This window comes from Saccharothrix sabaoui (genome assembly GCF_051756985.1).
GTDB lineage: Bacteria > Actinomycetota > Actinomycetes > Mycobacteriales > Pseudonocardiaceae > Actinosynnema.
This window is the reverse complement of the sequence record NZ_JBPKJK010000046.1, coordinates 1-15,106: the sequence shown is the minus strand read 5'-3', so window position 1 is coordinate 15,106 and position 15,106 is coordinate 1. Positions and strand designations below refer to the sequence as shown.

At 69.1% G+C, this 15,106-nt stretch carries 17 protein-coding genes and 1 pseudogene; 10 read left to right on the top strand and 8 right to left on the bottom strand.

Annotated features, from left to right (window positions below):
• Positions 1–8: 8 nt before the first annotated feature.
• Together ACR807_RS16560 and ACR807_RS16555 are read right to left on the bottom strand one after the other, a co-directional pair.
• The gene (locus ACR807_RS16560) at positions 9–1,169 is read right to left on the bottom strand and encodes a VldE C-terminal domain-containing protein (RefSeq protein ID WP_438922211.1); all 1,161 of its coding nucleotides are present in this window, start codon (positions 1,167–1,169) and stop codon (positions 9–11) included.
• 51 nt (positions 1,170–1,220) lie between these two features.
• A complete protein-coding gene (locus ACR807_RS16555) occupies positions 1,221–1,910 on the bottom strand; it encodes a TVP38/TMEM64 family protein (protein ID WP_438922210.1) in 690 nt (229 codons plus the stop codon).
• Positions 1,911–2,117: 207 nt separating this feature from the next.
• Between ACR807_RS16555 and ACR807_RS16550 the strand changes: the two genes are divergently transcribed.
• The 7 genes from ACR807_RS16550 to ACR807_RS16520 all read left to right on the top strand — a co-directional run bounded on the left by ACR807_RS16550 (position 2,118) and on the right by ACR807_RS16520 (position 6,585).
• A complete protein-coding gene (locus ACR807_RS16550; RefSeq protein ID WP_438922209.1) occupies positions 2,118–2,924 on the top strand; it encodes a DUF3152 domain-containing protein in 807 nt (268 codons plus the stop codon).
• Positions 2,925–2,953: 29 nt separating this feature from the next.
• Positions 2,954–3,781, top strand: coding sequence for a hypothetical protein (locus ACR807_RS16545; RefSeq protein ID WP_438922208.1), 828 nt, complete (start codon positions 2,954–2,956; stop codon positions 3,779–3,781).
• The gene (locus ACR807_RS16540) at positions 3,775–3,972 is read left to right on the top strand and encodes a hypothetical protein (protein WP_438922207.1); all 198 of its coding nucleotides are present in this window, start codon (positions 3,775–3,777) and stop codon (positions 3,970–3,972) included. Before ACR807_RS16545 ends, ACR807_RS16540 begins: the two co-directional genes overlap by 7 nt.
• A 145-nt stretch (positions 3,973–4,117) precedes the next feature.
• Positions 4,118–4,510, top strand: coding sequence for a hypothetical protein (locus tag ACR807_RS16535; protein WP_438922206.1), 393 nt, complete (start codon positions 4,118–4,120; stop codon positions 4,508–4,510).
• Between the two features lie 81 nt (positions 4,511–4,591).
• A complete protein-coding gene (locus ACR807_RS16530; protein ID WP_438922205.1) occupies positions 4,592–5,224 on the top strand; it encodes a DUF305 domain-containing protein in 633 nt (210 codons plus the stop codon).
• A 57-nt stretch (positions 5,225–5,281) separates the two neighbouring features.
• Positions 5,282–5,635 (top strand): BlaI/MecI/CopY family transcriptional regulator, encoded by a 354-nt coding sequence (locus tag ACR807_RS16525; protein WP_438922204.1) that lies wholly within the window; start codon positions 5,282–5,284, stop codon positions 5,633–5,635.
• A complete protein-coding gene (locus ACR807_RS16520; RefSeq protein ID WP_438922203.1) occupies positions 5,632–6,585 on the top strand; it encodes a M56 family metallopeptidase in 954 nt (317 codons plus the stop codon). The genes ACR807_RS16525 and ACR807_RS16520 overlap by 4 nt, the downstream gene beginning before the upstream one ends.
• Before the next feature lie 4 nt (positions 6,586–6,589).
• Here ACR807_RS16520 and ACR807_RS16515 read toward each other — a convergent pair whose 3' ends face one another.
• The 4 genes and pseudogenes from ACR807_RS16515 to ACR807_RS16500 all read right to left on the bottom strand — a co-directional run bounded on the left by ACR807_RS16515 (position 6,590) and on the right by ACR807_RS16500 (position 12,183).
• Positions 6,590–9,826 carry a DUF4082 domain-containing protein gene (locus ACR807_RS16515; RefSeq protein WP_438922258.1) on the bottom strand — a complete coding sequence of 1,079 codons (3,237 nt, stop codon included), beginning with the start codon at positions 9,824–9,826 and terminating at the stop codon, positions 6,590–6,592.
• A gap of 156 nt (positions 9,827–9,982) precedes the next feature.
• Positions 9,983–10,258 (bottom strand): annotated as a pseudogene (locus tag ACR807_RS16510) (hypothetical protein); the annotation flags it as partial.
• Positions 10,147–11,139: a N,N-dimethylformamidase beta subunit family domain-containing protein gene (locus ACR807_RS16505; protein WP_438922257.1), complete on the bottom strand. Its 993-nt coding sequence runs from the start codon at positions 11,137–11,139 to the stop codon at positions 10,147–10,149. The pseudogene ACR807_RS16510 and the gene ACR807_RS16505, both read right to left, overlap by 112 nt.
• 459 nt (positions 11,140–11,598) lie before the next feature.
• A complete protein-coding gene (locus ACR807_RS16500; protein WP_438922202.1) occupies positions 11,599–12,183 on the bottom strand; it encodes a TetR/AcrR family transcriptional regulator in 585 nt (194 codons plus the stop codon).
• Positions 12,184–12,276: 93 nt separating this feature from the next.
• Here ACR807_RS16500 and ACR807_RS16495 point away from each other — a divergent pair, with 93 nt between their 5' ends.
• Positions 12,277–12,528: a hypothetical protein gene (locus ACR807_RS16495; protein ID WP_438922201.1), complete on the top strand. Its 252-nt coding sequence runs from the start codon at positions 12,277–12,279 to the stop codon at positions 12,526–12,528.
• A gap of 2 nt (positions 12,529–12,530) precedes the next feature.
• A complete protein-coding gene (locus ACR807_RS16490) occupies positions 12,531–13,049 on the top strand; it encodes a DUF2269 domain-containing protein (RefSeq protein WP_438922200.1) in 519 nt (172 codons plus the stop codon).
• A 15-nt stretch (positions 13,050–13,064) separates the two neighbouring features.
• Here the strand turns inward: ACR807_RS16490 and ACR807_RS16485 are convergent, their stop codons facing one another.
• Positions 13,065–13,196: a hypothetical protein gene (locus ACR807_RS16485; RefSeq protein WP_438922199.1), complete on the bottom strand. Its 132-nt coding sequence runs from the start codon at positions 13,194–13,196 to the stop codon at positions 13,065–13,067.
• On the opposite strand from ACR807_RS16485, the gene ACR807_RS16480 reads away from it, so the two are divergent.
• A complete protein-coding gene (locus ACR807_RS16480; RefSeq protein WP_438922198.1) occupies positions 13,189–13,422 on the top strand; it encodes a hypothetical protein in 234 nt (77 codons plus the stop codon). The genes ACR807_RS16485 and ACR807_RS16480 overlap by 8 nt on opposite strands.
• Before the next feature lie 157 nt (positions 13,423–13,579).
• Here the strand turns inward: ACR807_RS16480 and ACR807_RS16475 are convergent, their stop codons facing one another.
• Positions 13,580–14,995, bottom strand: a complete 1,416-nt coding sequence (locus ACR807_RS16475; protein WP_438922197.1) for an MFS transporter — start codon at positions 14,993–14,995, stop codon at positions 13,580–13,582.
• Between the last annotated feature and the right edge of the window lie 111 nt (positions 14,996–15,106).

Genomic DNA, 15,106 nt, shown 5'->3' with positions numbered 1-15,106 from the left:
CTCCCCGGTCACGCGGCGAAGCTGATGTGCAGGTGGTCGTAGTGGCCACCGGTCGGGCTGCTCACGTCGTACACGCCCGCACCCGTGTACCGCTCGCCCCACCCGTCCTGATCACCGGTGGAGGGGTCCCAGTACCGCGCTTGCCAGATGATGTAACGGATCTTCAGTGGACCCGCGTACGCTCGCGCCCACGCCGCCACCCGCCACCCGGCGACAAGCTGTTCACCGGCAGGGAAGACGCCGAAGCGATCCGGGAACACGTCGCACGCACGCCCGGTCGGGTGGTCGCTGGTGGGCGTTTCGGGACGCGCGCCCCAACAACTCACCGACGCGATCTGCCCGCCGAACGCGGACCGGATCTGACCGAGCGCGTGCGCCGTGCCGGCAGTCAGACATCCCGAGGTCGTCGGGTCGTCCACCACGCATCCGGTCACCGGCCCGGTGTAGGCCACCGGCGCGGGCAGTCCCGCCAAGTCCGCTCCCACGGGGACCGGGCCCGCCTGGTCCGGTGTGGAGCCGACAGCCGCGCATTCGCGCTCGTACCGCCGGATGTTGTCGAGGTAGCGGCGGATGAGCGACACGCACTGCGCACCACAGTCCACTTCACCGGGTTCCGGCATGCCGGTCCGGCTGAACAGGACCCGTCCGCACCCGGCGATGTGGCAGACGCTCATCGCGTCGTGGGGTTCGATCGACTTGCCGGTCCGCTCGACGTGCGCGGTCATCGCCCGCAGGTTGCCGCACAGGAACTTCAGCCCCAGCCGAAGGTGGATCACCGGGTTGAAGATGTCCGCATCGGCGGTCGGCGGCACGCTCGCCCACCGTTCACCACCGAGGCTGATCCAGTTCGCCTGGTTGATCTGGAGCAGACCCGCCGCGCCCCCGTTCACGTCGTTGCTCCACGCCCCAGGTCGCCACCCCGATTCGGCCTGCACCTCGGCGACGACCCGCAGCGGACTCAACTCGGGGCAGTTCGCCGCGACGAAGGAGTCGATCAGGGGCGCGGTCTCACGCGCCAGCGCGGGCAGTTTCCCGATTTCGAACGTCTGCTGCCACGCGGAAGTGCTGTCGGAGGTCGCCTGATTCGCCTGGGGAAAGAAGTTGGGGGCGAAGAGGAAAGGGATCGCGAGAAGTAACGCACCGCCCGCAGCGCACAGCAACAGGACCACGTGCGGTGGTCTCATCGCGCCTCCCCCACCTCCCCCGGCAACAACTACCCGTCATAGTAGTTGACGATCGACAGCCGGCGGTGCCGCCCGACGGAGTAGTAGCCCGCCCCACACGACACCGACGACGGCCAGCACGAGCCAGGCCGCCGCTGCCGCGATCGAGCGGGGTGAGTCGAGGGCGAGCGCGGCGTCGCCGAGGGTGGCGGCCAGGGCGGTGGTCGGTACCAGGCCGAGCGCGGTGCCGGCGGCGAAGGAGGTCGGGGCGACCGCGGTGACGCCGGCGCCGTAGTTGGACACCGCGAACGGGATCACCGGGAGCAGGCGGAGCACCAGCGTGGCGGCCAGGCCGTTGCGCGCGAAGACGGCGTCGAGAACCCGCAGCCTGCCGGACCCCAGCCAGCGCGCGACGGACCGCCGCCCCGCCAGGCGGCCGATGAAGAAGGCGATCAGCGCACCGACGGTGAAGCCGACCACCGCGACGACCAGTCCGGGCAGGATGCCGAACAGCAGGCCGGACGCCGTGGCCAGGACGGGTTTCGGGAAGAACGCCGCCGTGCCCACCGCGCACAGCAGGAAGAACACGAGCGGAGCCCACAGTCCGTTGCCGGCGACCCAGCTGCGGAGCTGCTCGGGCTCGGGCAGGTCGACCAGCACGGCTGCGACGGCAAGCCCGAGGACCACGACGGCCAGGCCGACCAACCGCGCGTGCCGCACCGTCTCCCCCGAACCGCTCCCGTGCACAACCCTTACCGCCGCGAGCGGCCTACTATGAACTATCGTAGACGATGTGAGGTCCTGGTCGTGATGAAGCCGCAGCTCCGCGAACGCGCCAAATCGGACCCGAGACGGCGCTCCGACCAGCCACTCGTCGCCCGACCCCGGCCGGCTGACGGCCACCGAGCGGCCAAGCCGCGCCGGCGCTCAGCCCGCAGCCAGGTCGCGGCGGCGATGAGCGTGCTGCTCCTCGCGGGGCTGACCGTCGTCGTGGTGCGCAAGACCGTCACATCACCTCCACTGCCGGTCCAAGTCGCGGCGCCAGCCGCCGCCGACGCCCACGAGGACGGCGGGCACCCCTCCCCCGGCCGCACTCCCCCGGCACCCAACCCCGATCCGGCGCTGTTCGACGCGGCCACCGCCTCGGCCGAGCTCCCGCCCGGCGGGGAGTTCACCGCACAAGGAGGCAAGAAGTGGACGGTGCTCCCCGGCACGGCAGCGGCCGTCGGCGGACCGGACCGCGTCACCTACACGATCGAGATCGAAGAGGGCGTGCAGCTCGTCGGCGGCCCCGAGGGCTTCGCCGCCGACGTCACCACCATCCTCGCCGACCCGCGGGGGTGGATCGGCGACGGGCAGACCGGGTTCCAGCGGATCGACAACGGCAAGCCGGACCTGCGCATCAAGCTCACGTCGCAGCTGACCACGCGTGAGGTCTGCGGGTTCTCGATCCCGTACGAAGGGTCCTGCGCCACCACCGACGTCGTGACCATCAACGTCGCCCGGTGGGTGCGCGGCGCGGTCTCGTTCCAGGGCGCGCTGGTGGAGTACAAACAGTACGTGGTCAACCACGAGGTCGGGCACGGCCTCGGCTACCCCCACAAGTCGTGCCAGGAGAACGGCGCGCTCGCCCCGGTGATGATGCAGCAGTCCTGGGGCGTCTCGAACGACTACCTGACCGCGCTCGGCACCGATCGAGTGGTCGCGGACGGCAAGGTGTGCCGGCCCAACGCGTGGCCGTACCCGACCGGGGGCCGCTGAGGCGCCGTCCCGGAATGGAGGCTCCGCACATGGTCACGACCGAGGAACGGACGACCGCGTCGCCCCGGTTCGACTGGGCGGTCGCCGGCGGCTCGACGTTGCTGTTCGGAGGCGTCGTGCTCGACGGGTGGGCCCATCACAACCTCGCCTCGGCCCTGGAAACGTTCTTCACCCCGTGGCACGCCGTGTTGTACTCCGGTTTCGCCGTGGTGGCCGCGGTGCTCGTCATTCCTGCTGTTCGCTCTCGGCGATCAGGACTGCGGCGATCCCTGCCCGACGGTTACCTGCCGTCACTGCTGGGGGTGGCGCTGTTCCTCGTCGGCGGCGCGGCCGACCTGGCCTGGCATCTCGCGTTCGACATCGAAGTCGACCTGGAAGCCGCGCTGAGTCCGACGCATCTGTTGTCGTTGACCGGCGGCGTCCTCGTGTTGTCCGGACCGCTGCGATCCGCGTGGCGGACGCATCCCGGCGGGAGCGCTCCGCTGCCGGCGGTCGTCTCCCTGGTGCTGACGTCCTCGCTCATCGGGTTCTTCGCCGAGTTCGGCAGCGTGTTCAACACCCTGTGGCCGGCCGGACGCAGATGCCCGGCGCGGTCGAACTGCCGCCCGAGGGGGACAGTTGATCGGTGTGTCGAGCGTGATGCTCCAGAGCGCGGTGATCGCCGGGACGCTACTCCTCCTGCTCCGCCGCTGGAGCCCTCCCTTCGGCACGGTGACCGCGCTGTTCACGGTCGAGATCGCGATCGGGTGCCTGGTCCACGGAACCCAGCAGTTGATCCCGGCCGTGCCTGCCGCGGGCCTGCTCGCCGACCTGCTCATCGCCCGCGCGACCGGCGTCCGGGCGGGTGGTCGTGCTGAGGATCGTCAGCAGCGCCGTTCCGCTCGTGCTGTTCGCCCTGTACTTCCTCGCCCTGGCGCTGACCGACGGGGTCACCTGGCCGGTGGAGCTGTGGACCGGCTCGATCCTCATCGCGTGCGCGACCGGTCTGCTGACGAGCTACGTCACGGTCCCGTGGCGCTCGGCGGTGGAGCACGGCCGCAAAGAGTGAGAGCGAATTCGATTCCGCTACGGAAAGACGACGACTTCGGTTCAGATGTGATTCACCACATTCCACATCCGCATCGAAACGTACCTCTTCGGCGTGAACAAAGGCCCGCCCGGTGCGCGTCAGGTGATTTGTGTATCGTGATGGCGTGCTCTATCGCGTCCGCATCCGAGCCTCGCAGTGGGCCTTGGTGTGGGCTGTCGCGTTCGCCGTGGTCGGCATGCACCACCTCGGCACGCAGGAGCCGGCCGCGCACCCGACGGCCGCCTCGGCAGCCGTCACCGTGGTCGACTGCTGCGCGCACGGCGCGTCCGAAGAGCACGCTCCGGCCCCCGGCGGCCAACACGACATGCTGCACCTGTGCCTGGCGATCCTGTGCGCGGTACTGGGCCTGACGCTGACCCTTTTTACTCTGCGCGGTCGGGCAATCACGGAACGTTTCAGCTCACTGCGGACGCGAGCGGTGCGGCCGCGTCCCCCTCCTCCGAGACCGGGTGGCGCTCGGGCGCTGCTGGCCAACCTCTGCGTCTTGCGGCTGTGACAGGCGGCGCGTGACGTCCGATCAGGACGCCGACGCGACGCCACACGACCGACTCGATCTTCAACACCCGCAGAGGACATCATGACCAGGAAGAATCTGGTCGGGACGGCGCTTGCCGTCCTGACCACCGGACTCGTGCTCACCGCGTGCGGCAACGGCTCCGACACCGGCTCCGGCGGCCACGACATGGGCAGCATGACCGGGACCACGAGCACCACCAGCGCTGCCGCCGCGCCGGCGGGCGAGCACAACGACGCGGACATCACGTTCGCGCAGGGGATGATCCCGCACCACCAGGGCGCGCTGGAGATGTCCAAGCTCGCCGAGGGACGGACGTCCAACGCCAAGGTGCTCGACCTCGCGTCGCGCATCGAGAAGGCGCAGGACCCTGAGATCAAGACGATGACCGACTGGCTCAAGGCGTGGGGCGCCGAGGCGCCCAGCACGGGCATGCCCGGCATGGACCACGGCTCCACACCCATGCCCGGCATGATGAGCCAGGCCGAGATGGACATGTTGAAGCAGGCCAAGGACGCCGACTTCGACAAGATGTTTCTGGAGATGATGATCAAGCACCACCAGGGCGCGATCGAGATGGCCCAGACCGAGCTCCAGCAGGGCTCCAACGCCGACGCCAAGAAGCTCGCCCAGCAAATCATCGACTCGCAACAGGCCGAGATCACCGAGATGCAAGGCCTGCTCCAGACCGGCTGACGCCGATCGAGTACCGCTGCCCTCGCATCACGCTTATTATCCCCGGTAGGAGGCGTGATGCGAGGGCTCGGCGAGTTGGAAACCGCGATCATGGACGTGCTGTGGCGCACGTCCGAGGCTAAGCGGGTCCGCGATGTGCTTGAAGCGATCACCAAGGAACGCACGCTCGCATACACCACGGTCATGACCGTGTTGGACAACCTGCACCGCAAGGGCTGGGTGGTCCGCCACATGGAGAGCCGGGCCTACCGATACCAGGCGGCGATGAGTCGGGACGAGGCCGAGGCCAAGGCGTTGCGGGAACTGCTGGACACGGCAGGCAACCCGGAGGCGGTCCTGATGCACTTCGCGCGAACGGTGTCCGCACGGGAGTCCGAGGTGCTGCGCAAAGCCCTCGATGGAGAACCATGATTCTCGCGTTCGCGCTCGTCCTGGGCGCCCTGGTCGTCGGCTGGGCGGCCCCACGGCATTTGCACAGGCTGACCACGAGCCGGGTAGACCCGGCATTGGGGATCGCCTGGTGGTTCCTGACCTGCCTCGGCGTGGCCGCGACCGCGGCGGCGGGCGTGGTGATGGTGCTGCTCCCGGAGCACGGCCCGGCCAGGTGGGTGTTGGAATGGCTGCACGGGTGCTGGACCGCCGTGTCCCACGGCGGCATGCCCCGTCTGGACGACCTGGCGGGCCTCCTCGGCACCACCGTGCTGCTGGCCGTCGCGGCCAGGGTCGGCATCGGCGCGGCCCGACGACGTGCCGCCTCCCGACGTACGCACCGCCGACAACTGGACCTGCTCCGGATCGCCGCACGCGAGCAACCCGGCCCCATCCCGGTGCTGTGGCTCGACCACGACCAGCCGCTGGCCTACAGCGCCTCCGGCACGCCGCCGTTCATCGTGGCGAGCCGCGGGCTGGCCGACCGGTTGTCCGACGCAGAGTTGGACGCCGTGCTTGAACACGAGCGTGCCCACATCCACGGACGTCACCACATGCTCGTCGGGCTCGCCGAAGCCCTGGCCTGGGCGATGCCGTTCGTGCCGCTGACCCGCCAAGCGCCGGACGCGATCCGAGTACTGGCGGAGATGGACGCAGACCGCCGTGCCGCCGCACGGCACGGCGCGGACACCGTGCGCGACGCGTTGCTCCGGATCGGGGCCGGCGGCGCACCGGCCGGGGCGCTGGCGGCAGCCGATCACGATGTCGCACTGCGACTCGAACGGCTGGCGCGCACGCACCGGACCCCTCTCGTGCGCCGCGTCGGCGCACTGGTGACGGTCGCGGTCGCGGCGACCAGCCTGCCCGGTCTGGCCGGACTGGGCCTGCTGGTCGCCACGGCCGCGATCTCCTGCCCACTGCTGCCGATGTGATCGGCTACCGGGTGAGCACGACGTCGACCCAGTAGTGGTTGGCCCCGAACGAGGTGTTCGGGAACCCCGTGCCCACCCGGTAGACGCCGTTGGATGAGTTCTCGGCGTTCGCCGGTGCGGTCAGCGGTGAGCTGGTCACCGTGTAGCCGCCGAAGTAGCCCTGGTTGATCGCGTACCGACCGGTCGTCGTGGTGTACGAGGCGATGTAGCCGGTCCCGACGGTCATCGGCACGGCGGTGGCGAAGGTCAACGTCTGCCAGCCGGTGGCGGTCTCGTTCGAGAACGTCCCGGTGGTCAGCAGCGTCCCGTCGAGCGACCACAGCGAACCGGTGTGCGTGCCGGTGTTCCCGATGCCCTTGTAGAACTTCACGCCCGTGACCGAGCCGCCGGCGGAGGACGCGAACCGGACGCCCAGCTCATAGGCACCGGTGTCCTCCGCCGCTGTGGTCGTCGGGACGGTGGCCGCGCTGAACAGCGAGCACGGGCAGGTCTGACTCGCCGTGCTGGTGAACGACCACGTGCTCGCCGACGCCGAGAGGTTGCCGTTGACGTCCGCCGCCCGCACGGTGGCGGTGTACTTCGTGGACGCCGCGAGCCGCGCGGCCGGTGTCCAGATGACCGTCTGCTGGTCGGCGGAGCGGGTGACCGCGCCGGCCAGCGTGGCGCCGCCGGGGTCTCGGACGGTGACCCGGGTGTTGGTCAGATCGATCGGCTCGTTGAACGACGCGGTGGCGGTGCTGGTCAGTGCCACGTCGACGGCGTCGGGCAACGGTGTGCGGCCGGTCATCACGGGCGCGGTGGTGTCGGTGTTGGGCGTGTAGACGACGTCGACCCAGTAGTTGTTGCCCTGGTAGGTCATGGTCGGGAACCCGCCGCCGGGCTGGAACACGCCGTTGGGGTTGCCGTCGCCGTTGCGCGGCGCGGTCAACGGCCCCGCGTCCACCCCGGCCCGCTGGAAGTAGCCCTGGTCGTTGGCGTAGCTGCCGGTGGTCGTGGTGTAGGAGGCGGTGTAGACCAGGCCGGGCGCCACCGTCACCGGGGTGGCGAACGTCAGGGTCTGCCACCCGGTGTCCGACTCGACGGTGAAGGTGCCGGTCGCGAGCCGCTGACCGGTCGCAGACCACAGCGAGCCGGTGTGCGTGCCGGTGTTGCCGGCACCCTTGTAGAACTTCACGCCGGTGATCCGGCCGCTCTGCGTCGGGCTGAACCGCACGCCCAGCTCGTAGGAGCCGCTGTCCTGGGCGGATGTCACCGCGGGCGTGGTGGCGGTGCTGAACAACGAGCACGGGCACGACGCCGTGGTGGTCGTGGTGAACGACCACGTCGCCGCGCCCGGCATCGCGTTGCCGTTGGCATCGGCGATGCGGAAACTCACGCCGTAGGTCGTGCCCGGCGTCAACGCCCCCGACGGCGTCCAGGTCGCGGTCCGCTGGTCACCTGACAACGAAACCGTGCCGGTGAGCTTCGCCCCGGCAGGGTCGGTGAGCCAGACCTGCGCGCTGGCCGGGTCGACCGGCTCGCTGAAGGTCCCGGTCACCGATGTGGTCAATGCGACGCCGGCCGCGTCGACCGCCGGGGTGCGGGCGGTCAAAGTCGGCGGGGTGGTGTCGCCGTTGAGCCCGTTGCGGTACACCACGTCCACCCAGTAGTTGCCCGCGTTGTACGACGAGGTCGGGAACCCTCCGCCGTAGCGGTACAGCCCGTTCGGTCCGTCGGCTCCGTTCGCGAGCGCGTGCACCGGACCGTAGTCCGCGCTCGCTCCGGCGAAGTAGCCTCCGGTCACGGCGTAGCGGCCGTTGGGTGCGTAGTAGGACACGATGTAGGTGGTGTTGGCTTGCACGACGACCGGGGTGGTGAACGTCAGGGTCTGCCAGCCGGAGGAGGACTCGCCCGTGAACGTGCCGGTGGACAGGAGCAGCCCGGTCGAGGACCACAACGACCCGGTGTGCGTGCCGGTGTTGCCGGCGCCCTTGAAGAACCGGACGCCCAACACCTCGCCCTTGCCGTCGAACCGCACCTTCGTGCCCACCTCGACCGGCGCGGTGTCGCCGGAGGTTTCGGCCGCGGGGCGGGTGAAGTCGTCCCACACCGTGCAGGGGCACGTCGCGGGCCGGGTCGCGCCGGTGGTGAAAGACCACGTCCACTGGCTGGTCTGGTTGCCCGCCGAGTCGGCGACGCGGACCGACGCCGAGTAGGCGGTGCGGGGCAGGAGCGCCGCACTCGGGGTGAACTGCGCGGTCCTGCCGTTGCCGGTCACCGAGGTGGTGCCCGTGATCGCGCCGCCGGGCCCGCTGACCGCGAACTGCACCGAGGTCGGGTTGACCGCTTCGTCGTAGGTCGCGGTCAGCGTGGGGTTCAGCGCCACGCTGCCCGCGCCGCTCGACGGCATGGTGTTCACCAGGTCCGGCGCCCGGGTGTCCGGACCCGTGTCCGGCGCCCACAGCACGTCGACCCAGTAGTTGCTGTCCACCGAGGTGCGGTCCGGGAACCCGGCGCCCGACCGGAAGACCCCGTTGGGTCCGTCCACTCCGGCCTGCAAGCCGGTCAGCGGCTCCAGGTACTTCGACTTGCGGCTGAAGTACTCCGTGTCGACGGAGTACTTGCCGGTCGGTGAGAAGTACGAGGCGACGTACGTGGTGTTCGCGGTGACGGCGACCGGCACAGGGAAGGCCAGCGTCTGCCAGCCCGATGCCGTCTCAGCGGTGAACGTGCCCGTCGCCAACTGCTGCCCCGTGGACGACCACAAGGTGCCTGTGTGCGTTCCGGTGTTGCCCGACCCCTTGTAGAAGCGGACTCCGCGCACGTAGCCGTCGCCGTTCGCGCGCCACTTCACGCCGAGTTCGAGTGAGCCGCCGTCCGCGTTGTCCGGCACGGCCGGTGCGTCGGCATTCGTCCACAGGCCGCACGGACACGTCCGGGCCGCCACGACGGGTGAAACCGACACCGGTGCTGAAAGGTTCAACGAGTCGTCCACCGCCCGGACCCGCAACTGCGCCGGACCGGACGCCGACGGGGTGTAGGTGTAGCTCCACGACGATTGACCGGCCTGCCACACGGCCGGGTGCCATCGCGCGCCACCATCGGTGGATACCTCCACACCTCCGACCTGGCCCGCAGCGTCGGTCACCGTGCCGGAGAAGGTGTGCGGAACGCCCACGGTGGACACCGCGGGCACGTTGGTGTAAGCGACGGTCGGCGCCTGGGTGTCCGTGATACCGCCCGACTGGACCAGACCGGCCATCAACGTGGTGGCCTGCACGCCCATGTCCGCGAGGAAGTTGATCGTCGCCTGCTGCATCCGAACGTCGGCCGTCGGCGTGTTGGTGAGGAACGCGTGCTCGTTGTCCACGCCCCACGCCCACTGCACCGTTCCCGCGCCGAACACCAACGATCCCGACGGGTGCCGGTAGTAGGTGATGGCGTGGGTCTCGGTGCCGGAACCGTACACGTCACCCCAGTTCTTCAACCCGTAGACGCCGGCCAGGTACACCGACGTCCGCGACATCTGCGCCACACCAGGGGGTTGAGATCCGTTGTCCGGTACGGTGTTCCACTCGTACCCTAGCGTCCCGGCTCGAACGTGTAGGTCGATCCGGCGGCCATGGTCTGCAGCGACGTGTTGCGCCACAGTCGCATCTTGCCGTAGGCGGCAGGCACCTGGAGTGAGTCTTCGCGGCGACCGTTGACGGTGAAGATGTTGCCCAACAAGGCGTTCTCCGGCCGACCGCCATCCTGTGGCGGGCTGTAGCGGGGATCGCGCCACGTGCCCGTCCAATCGGCGAGCCCGTCGTTCTGGGTTCCCTTGGTCTCCTTGAAACAGGCCAGCGTGCGCCAGTCCGTCTGCGAGGGGTCGATGGACTTCTCCCACCGGGTCTTCCAGAAGATCTCGTTGGCGGTCAGGAAAGCCAGGTGCACGCCAGCCTCACGGGCTGCCTCGACGTTCGCGCGCTGCTCGTTCGACCAGTACTCGTCGTGGCCGACGGCCATGAACACCTTGTGGTTCTTGATCAGCTGTCCGCGGCGAGCCGAGTCCACGTCGGTGGTGTAGCTCAGGTCGTACCCGTTGCGCTCCAGGAACCGAAGCATCGGGTACTCGGCGTTGAAGACGAAGTTGTCGTCGCCGTCACCTCCGGTGTAAGGCCGGTTGTAGCTCACCTTGTACGCCTGGCCACCCTGACCGGGGCCGTCACCGAAGTACAGGCTGTTGCCGCCGTACCGGTTGTAGGCCACCCACGTCGAGTCCGAGGTCTGGAAAAGGACCCTCGATCTGCTCGCGTCATCGCGGATCACGAACACGATCTCGTTCAGAGCACCGGTGTCGTTGCGCTGCACCCGTGCGTAGTAGATGCCCGAGACCGCATCCGCCGGAACATTCCAGCTTACCGACACCGCCCAGTTGCCGCAGTCGATCAACGCGGTCGGGCCGTCACGCAGGCATGGCGGCTGGTTCTGCGCGGAGCTCCGCGACACCGATCCCACGAACCGCGCGCCTTTGCCCGCGTAGTAGCCCAACCGGTAGATATCGAGCCGGTAGGATGTCGCGGTGGTCTGCATCTTGAAGTCGACGCGGCCACCGGGTAGCGCGCTGATGTCCGTGGTGTAACCCACGATCGAGTCGTTGCGCACGGGCACCTGCCAGTTGTCCGCCCCCGCCTTGGTGTTCTCGCACGCCACCTTGTTGACCACCGGCGCATCACACGGTGCGGCATTGGCCACGTGAGGGGCGATGGTGCCGATGACGACGGTGACACCGAGTGCGAGCGCAAGCGCGACGACCAACCGCAGGAGTCTTGCGATGAGCATCGAGCGCAGCGGCACCTGCGGTGTCGTCATGACGGGTCACCTCTCCGGGGCATCAACAGTCCGTGACGCACTGACTACTATGACCCGTAGTAGAAAGCCGTCACCGCAGAAGTCGATCGCAACGCGCGGGGCGTTACAGCGAAGAGCGATTCGATGTGCGCGGTGGACCTATCGGAGTCGCCGGCCGGCGAGGCTTCGCGACTGCGTCCGTCAGCGCGGCGGTCGCAGGCCGGCGATCGTGACAGTGACGAGTCTGCGGACGGCGGCCTCGGATCGCAGGCTCTCGGCTGCCGAGAGGGCGTGCACGCAGTAGGCGGCGAGTTCGTCGGGTGCGACGTCGTCCCGGAGGTCGCCGGTCGCCGCGACTTCGATCAGCAAGTCCTTGATCAGGTCCTGGACCTGCTGTTGGGCATGAACGAGCTGTGGGCCCTGGTGGAGGGCCGCGGTGAGTTGGTGGCCGGGACGGTCGTGGGACGAGCGTTCCCGCGAGATGTGCGCGTAGGCGTGCAGAACGGCATCGAGCCGCTCGCGGGGGTCGGCGACCCGATCCCGGATGTCGACGAGCTGCCGGAGGTGATCCTCGACCTGTCGTTGGTGCCACGTGTGCAGGATCGTCTCGACGTCGGGGAAGTACTTATAGAGAGTCGCCCTCCCGATCCCGGTGTGCTCGGCGATCTTCGACATGGTCACCGACAGCAGGCCGTGCGCCCGGACCAGTTCTGCGGTGGCATCGAGGATGGCCTCGTGGACCGCTTGGCGGTGCGCGTCGATCGTCTCGTTCCACAGCCTTGGCACGCTCGAAGTGTACGGCGCGACAACACAGAGACACGATGGTTGGACAGCGACAGATTGTCTCGATAAACTTCGCGGAACGACGAGGAGGCCACCGTGAGCACACCGCCCGACCACTCCGGCGACGACACCGGCCCGAGTCCCGCGCCGGGACCGGACTCGGACACCCCGCCCGGGGTGCCGCGCTGGGTGAAAGTGCTCGCGGTCATCGCCGGAGCCCTCATCCTGCTGGCTTTGATCGTGATGCTGACCGGACTCGGAGGCGAGCACGGCCCTGGTCGTCACACCGGTGCCGGCGTGACGGTCGGCGTCACGACCGAGGAGACGGCAGCCGGCGGTGAGGTGTGAGGTTGGCGCCCGGCACCCGCAAGTTCGTGCTGCTCGTCCACATCACGACCGCGGTGGGGTGGTTGGGGGCGGTCCTGGCCTACCTCGCGCTGGACATCACCGCTACCACCGGTCAGGACGTGGAGACGGTGCGGGCCGCATATGTCGCGATGGAACTCATGACTTCCTACGTCATCGTTCCGCTGGCGCTGGCATCAGTGCTCATCGGCATCGTCAACGCGCTGGGCACGCCGTGGGGGTTGTTGCGGCACTACTGGGTGCTGGTCAAGCTGCTGCTGACCACGTTCGCCGCGACCGTGCTCTTGACCGAGGTGTCGGCGGTGCGCCACCTGGCCGACGCGGCGACCTCGGCCGCCGATCCCCGTGAGTTGCCCGGCACGCTCCTGCACTCGGCCGGCGGTTCGGCGGTGTTGCTGCTGGTCGTGATGCTGTCGGTGTACAAGCCGCGCGGTGTCACGCGCTACGGGTGGCGCAGGCAGCAGGCGCAGCGGCGTGAGCAGCGGCCGACACCGGTCCGATGACCGGCACCCGGCGGTTCAGCTCGCGGCGCTGTCGTCGGCCGGTCGGTCGATCAGGTGGTTGTTCAGGCCTTCCGACATCTCGGCACGGCCGGGGCCGCCCGCGGCCACCCAATCGAGGATCAGGTCCACCGCCTCGTCGGTGAGCACGCCGCCGAACCACACCGGCCTCGCCGCGACACCGCGCGCCGGCCTGACCACGACGACGTTGGACGACTCGCAGGAGCTCAGGCAGTTGGCCACGGTGACCGCGTGCGACCCAACACCTTCGCGGAACCTGCGTAGTTGCCTCACGTGGTCGACGTCGGGGTGCTTCTTCACGGTGCCGCAGCAACAGCCCCGGCAGACGGTCAACTTGCTCGAATCGGACACCTGATCTCCATGCCGCCGCCGTTACAGCCCTCAACGTACTAGGACGGGTAGTGCTCTGGTCAACGCCGGTCACTGCGTGACGTGCACCTGTGCAAGTGCTCCCCGTATACCCTTCGGGGTATACGGGGAGCAGACCGGTGCGAGCTTGACACGCCACCGGACTAGACCTCGGCCGCCGCCTGCTCGGCAGGCTGGGCGACCCGGCCGCGCAGGGTGAGGGCAGCCAGCAGCGCAGCAGTCAGGGCGACCAGCGCAGCGCCGGTGAAGGCGGCCGAGTAGCCGTCGGTCAGGGCGACCGCGTCACCCAGCCGGTCGGCGCCCTGTGACGTCGCCACCGCGGTCATCGCGGCCAGGCCGAGCGCCGAGCCGACCTGGTAGGTGGTGTTGACGATGCCCGAGGCCAGTCCGCCCTGCTCAGGGGAGACTCCGCCGATGGCGGCCATCGTCGCCGGGATGAAGACCAGCGCCATGCCGACCGCCGAGATCAGCGAGCCCGGCAAGACGTCGACGACGAAGCTGCCGTCCGGGTCGGCGGTGGCCAGCAGGCCCAGGCCGACAGCCAGCACGGCGAGCCCGGCCACGATCAGCGGCTTGGTGCCGAACCGGCCGATCAGGCGGCCGGAGACGGTCGTCATCAGCACCGTCATCAGCACTGTCATCGGCAGCAGCGCCGCACCGCTGGCGAACGCGTCGAACCCGAGCACCTGCTGGACGTAGAGGTTGAGGAAATACCACATCGGGATCCACGCCGCGCCCAGCAGCGCCATCGCGACGTTCGCCGCGGCGAGGTCGGGGGTGCGCCACACCTTCAGCGGCATCAACGGGTTCTTCACCGCGCGCTGAACCAGCAGGAACCCGATCAGCAGGACCGCCGCGGCAGCCAGCTGCACGAGAGTGGCGGTCGACGCCCAGCCCTTCTCAGGAGCCTGAACGATGGCGTAGACGGCCAAGGCGAGCCCGCCGGTGACCGCGATCGCGCCACCGACGTCCATGCCACCGCTGCGACCGGGGACGGCGGGCAGGAGCTTGGGCGTGAGGGCGAGGGTCAGCACGCCGATCGGGATGTAGATGATGAACACCCACGGCCAGCTCAGCCACTCGGTGATCACGCCACCGAGGAACACACCCGCCGTGCCGCCCGCCGGTGCCGCCGCGCCGTAGAAGGCCATCGCCTTGGGCAGCTCGTTCGGCTGACCGGCGAACAGGACCATCAGCAGCGTCATCGCGGCCGGTGCGATCAACGCCGCCCCGACGCCCTGCACACCGCGGCCGATGATCTCCACACCGACGCCGGTCGCGGCGGCGGCGACGACGGACCCCGCGATGAGGGTGGTCCACCCTGCGGCGAACACCCGACGTGCGCCCCAGAGGTCCGAAAGTCTGCCGCCGAGCAGCAGCAGACCACCCAGTGCGACCGCGTAGGCGTTGAACACCCACTGGAGACCACCGGGCGTGAAACCGAGGTCGCGCTGCATGTCGGGCAGCGCCACGGCGATGATCGAAGTGTCCATGATGACCATGAACTGCGCCGCCGCGAGCACGACCAGTGCCCACCAGCGCCGGGGATCGGGGTTCATGACGGTCCTTCCAATCTTCGTCACCTATACCCCCTAGGGGTATCTTGCAAAGCGACCGAAAGATACCCCTAGGGGGTACGCTGATGTCAAGTCGCAGTTTCCGATGACAGG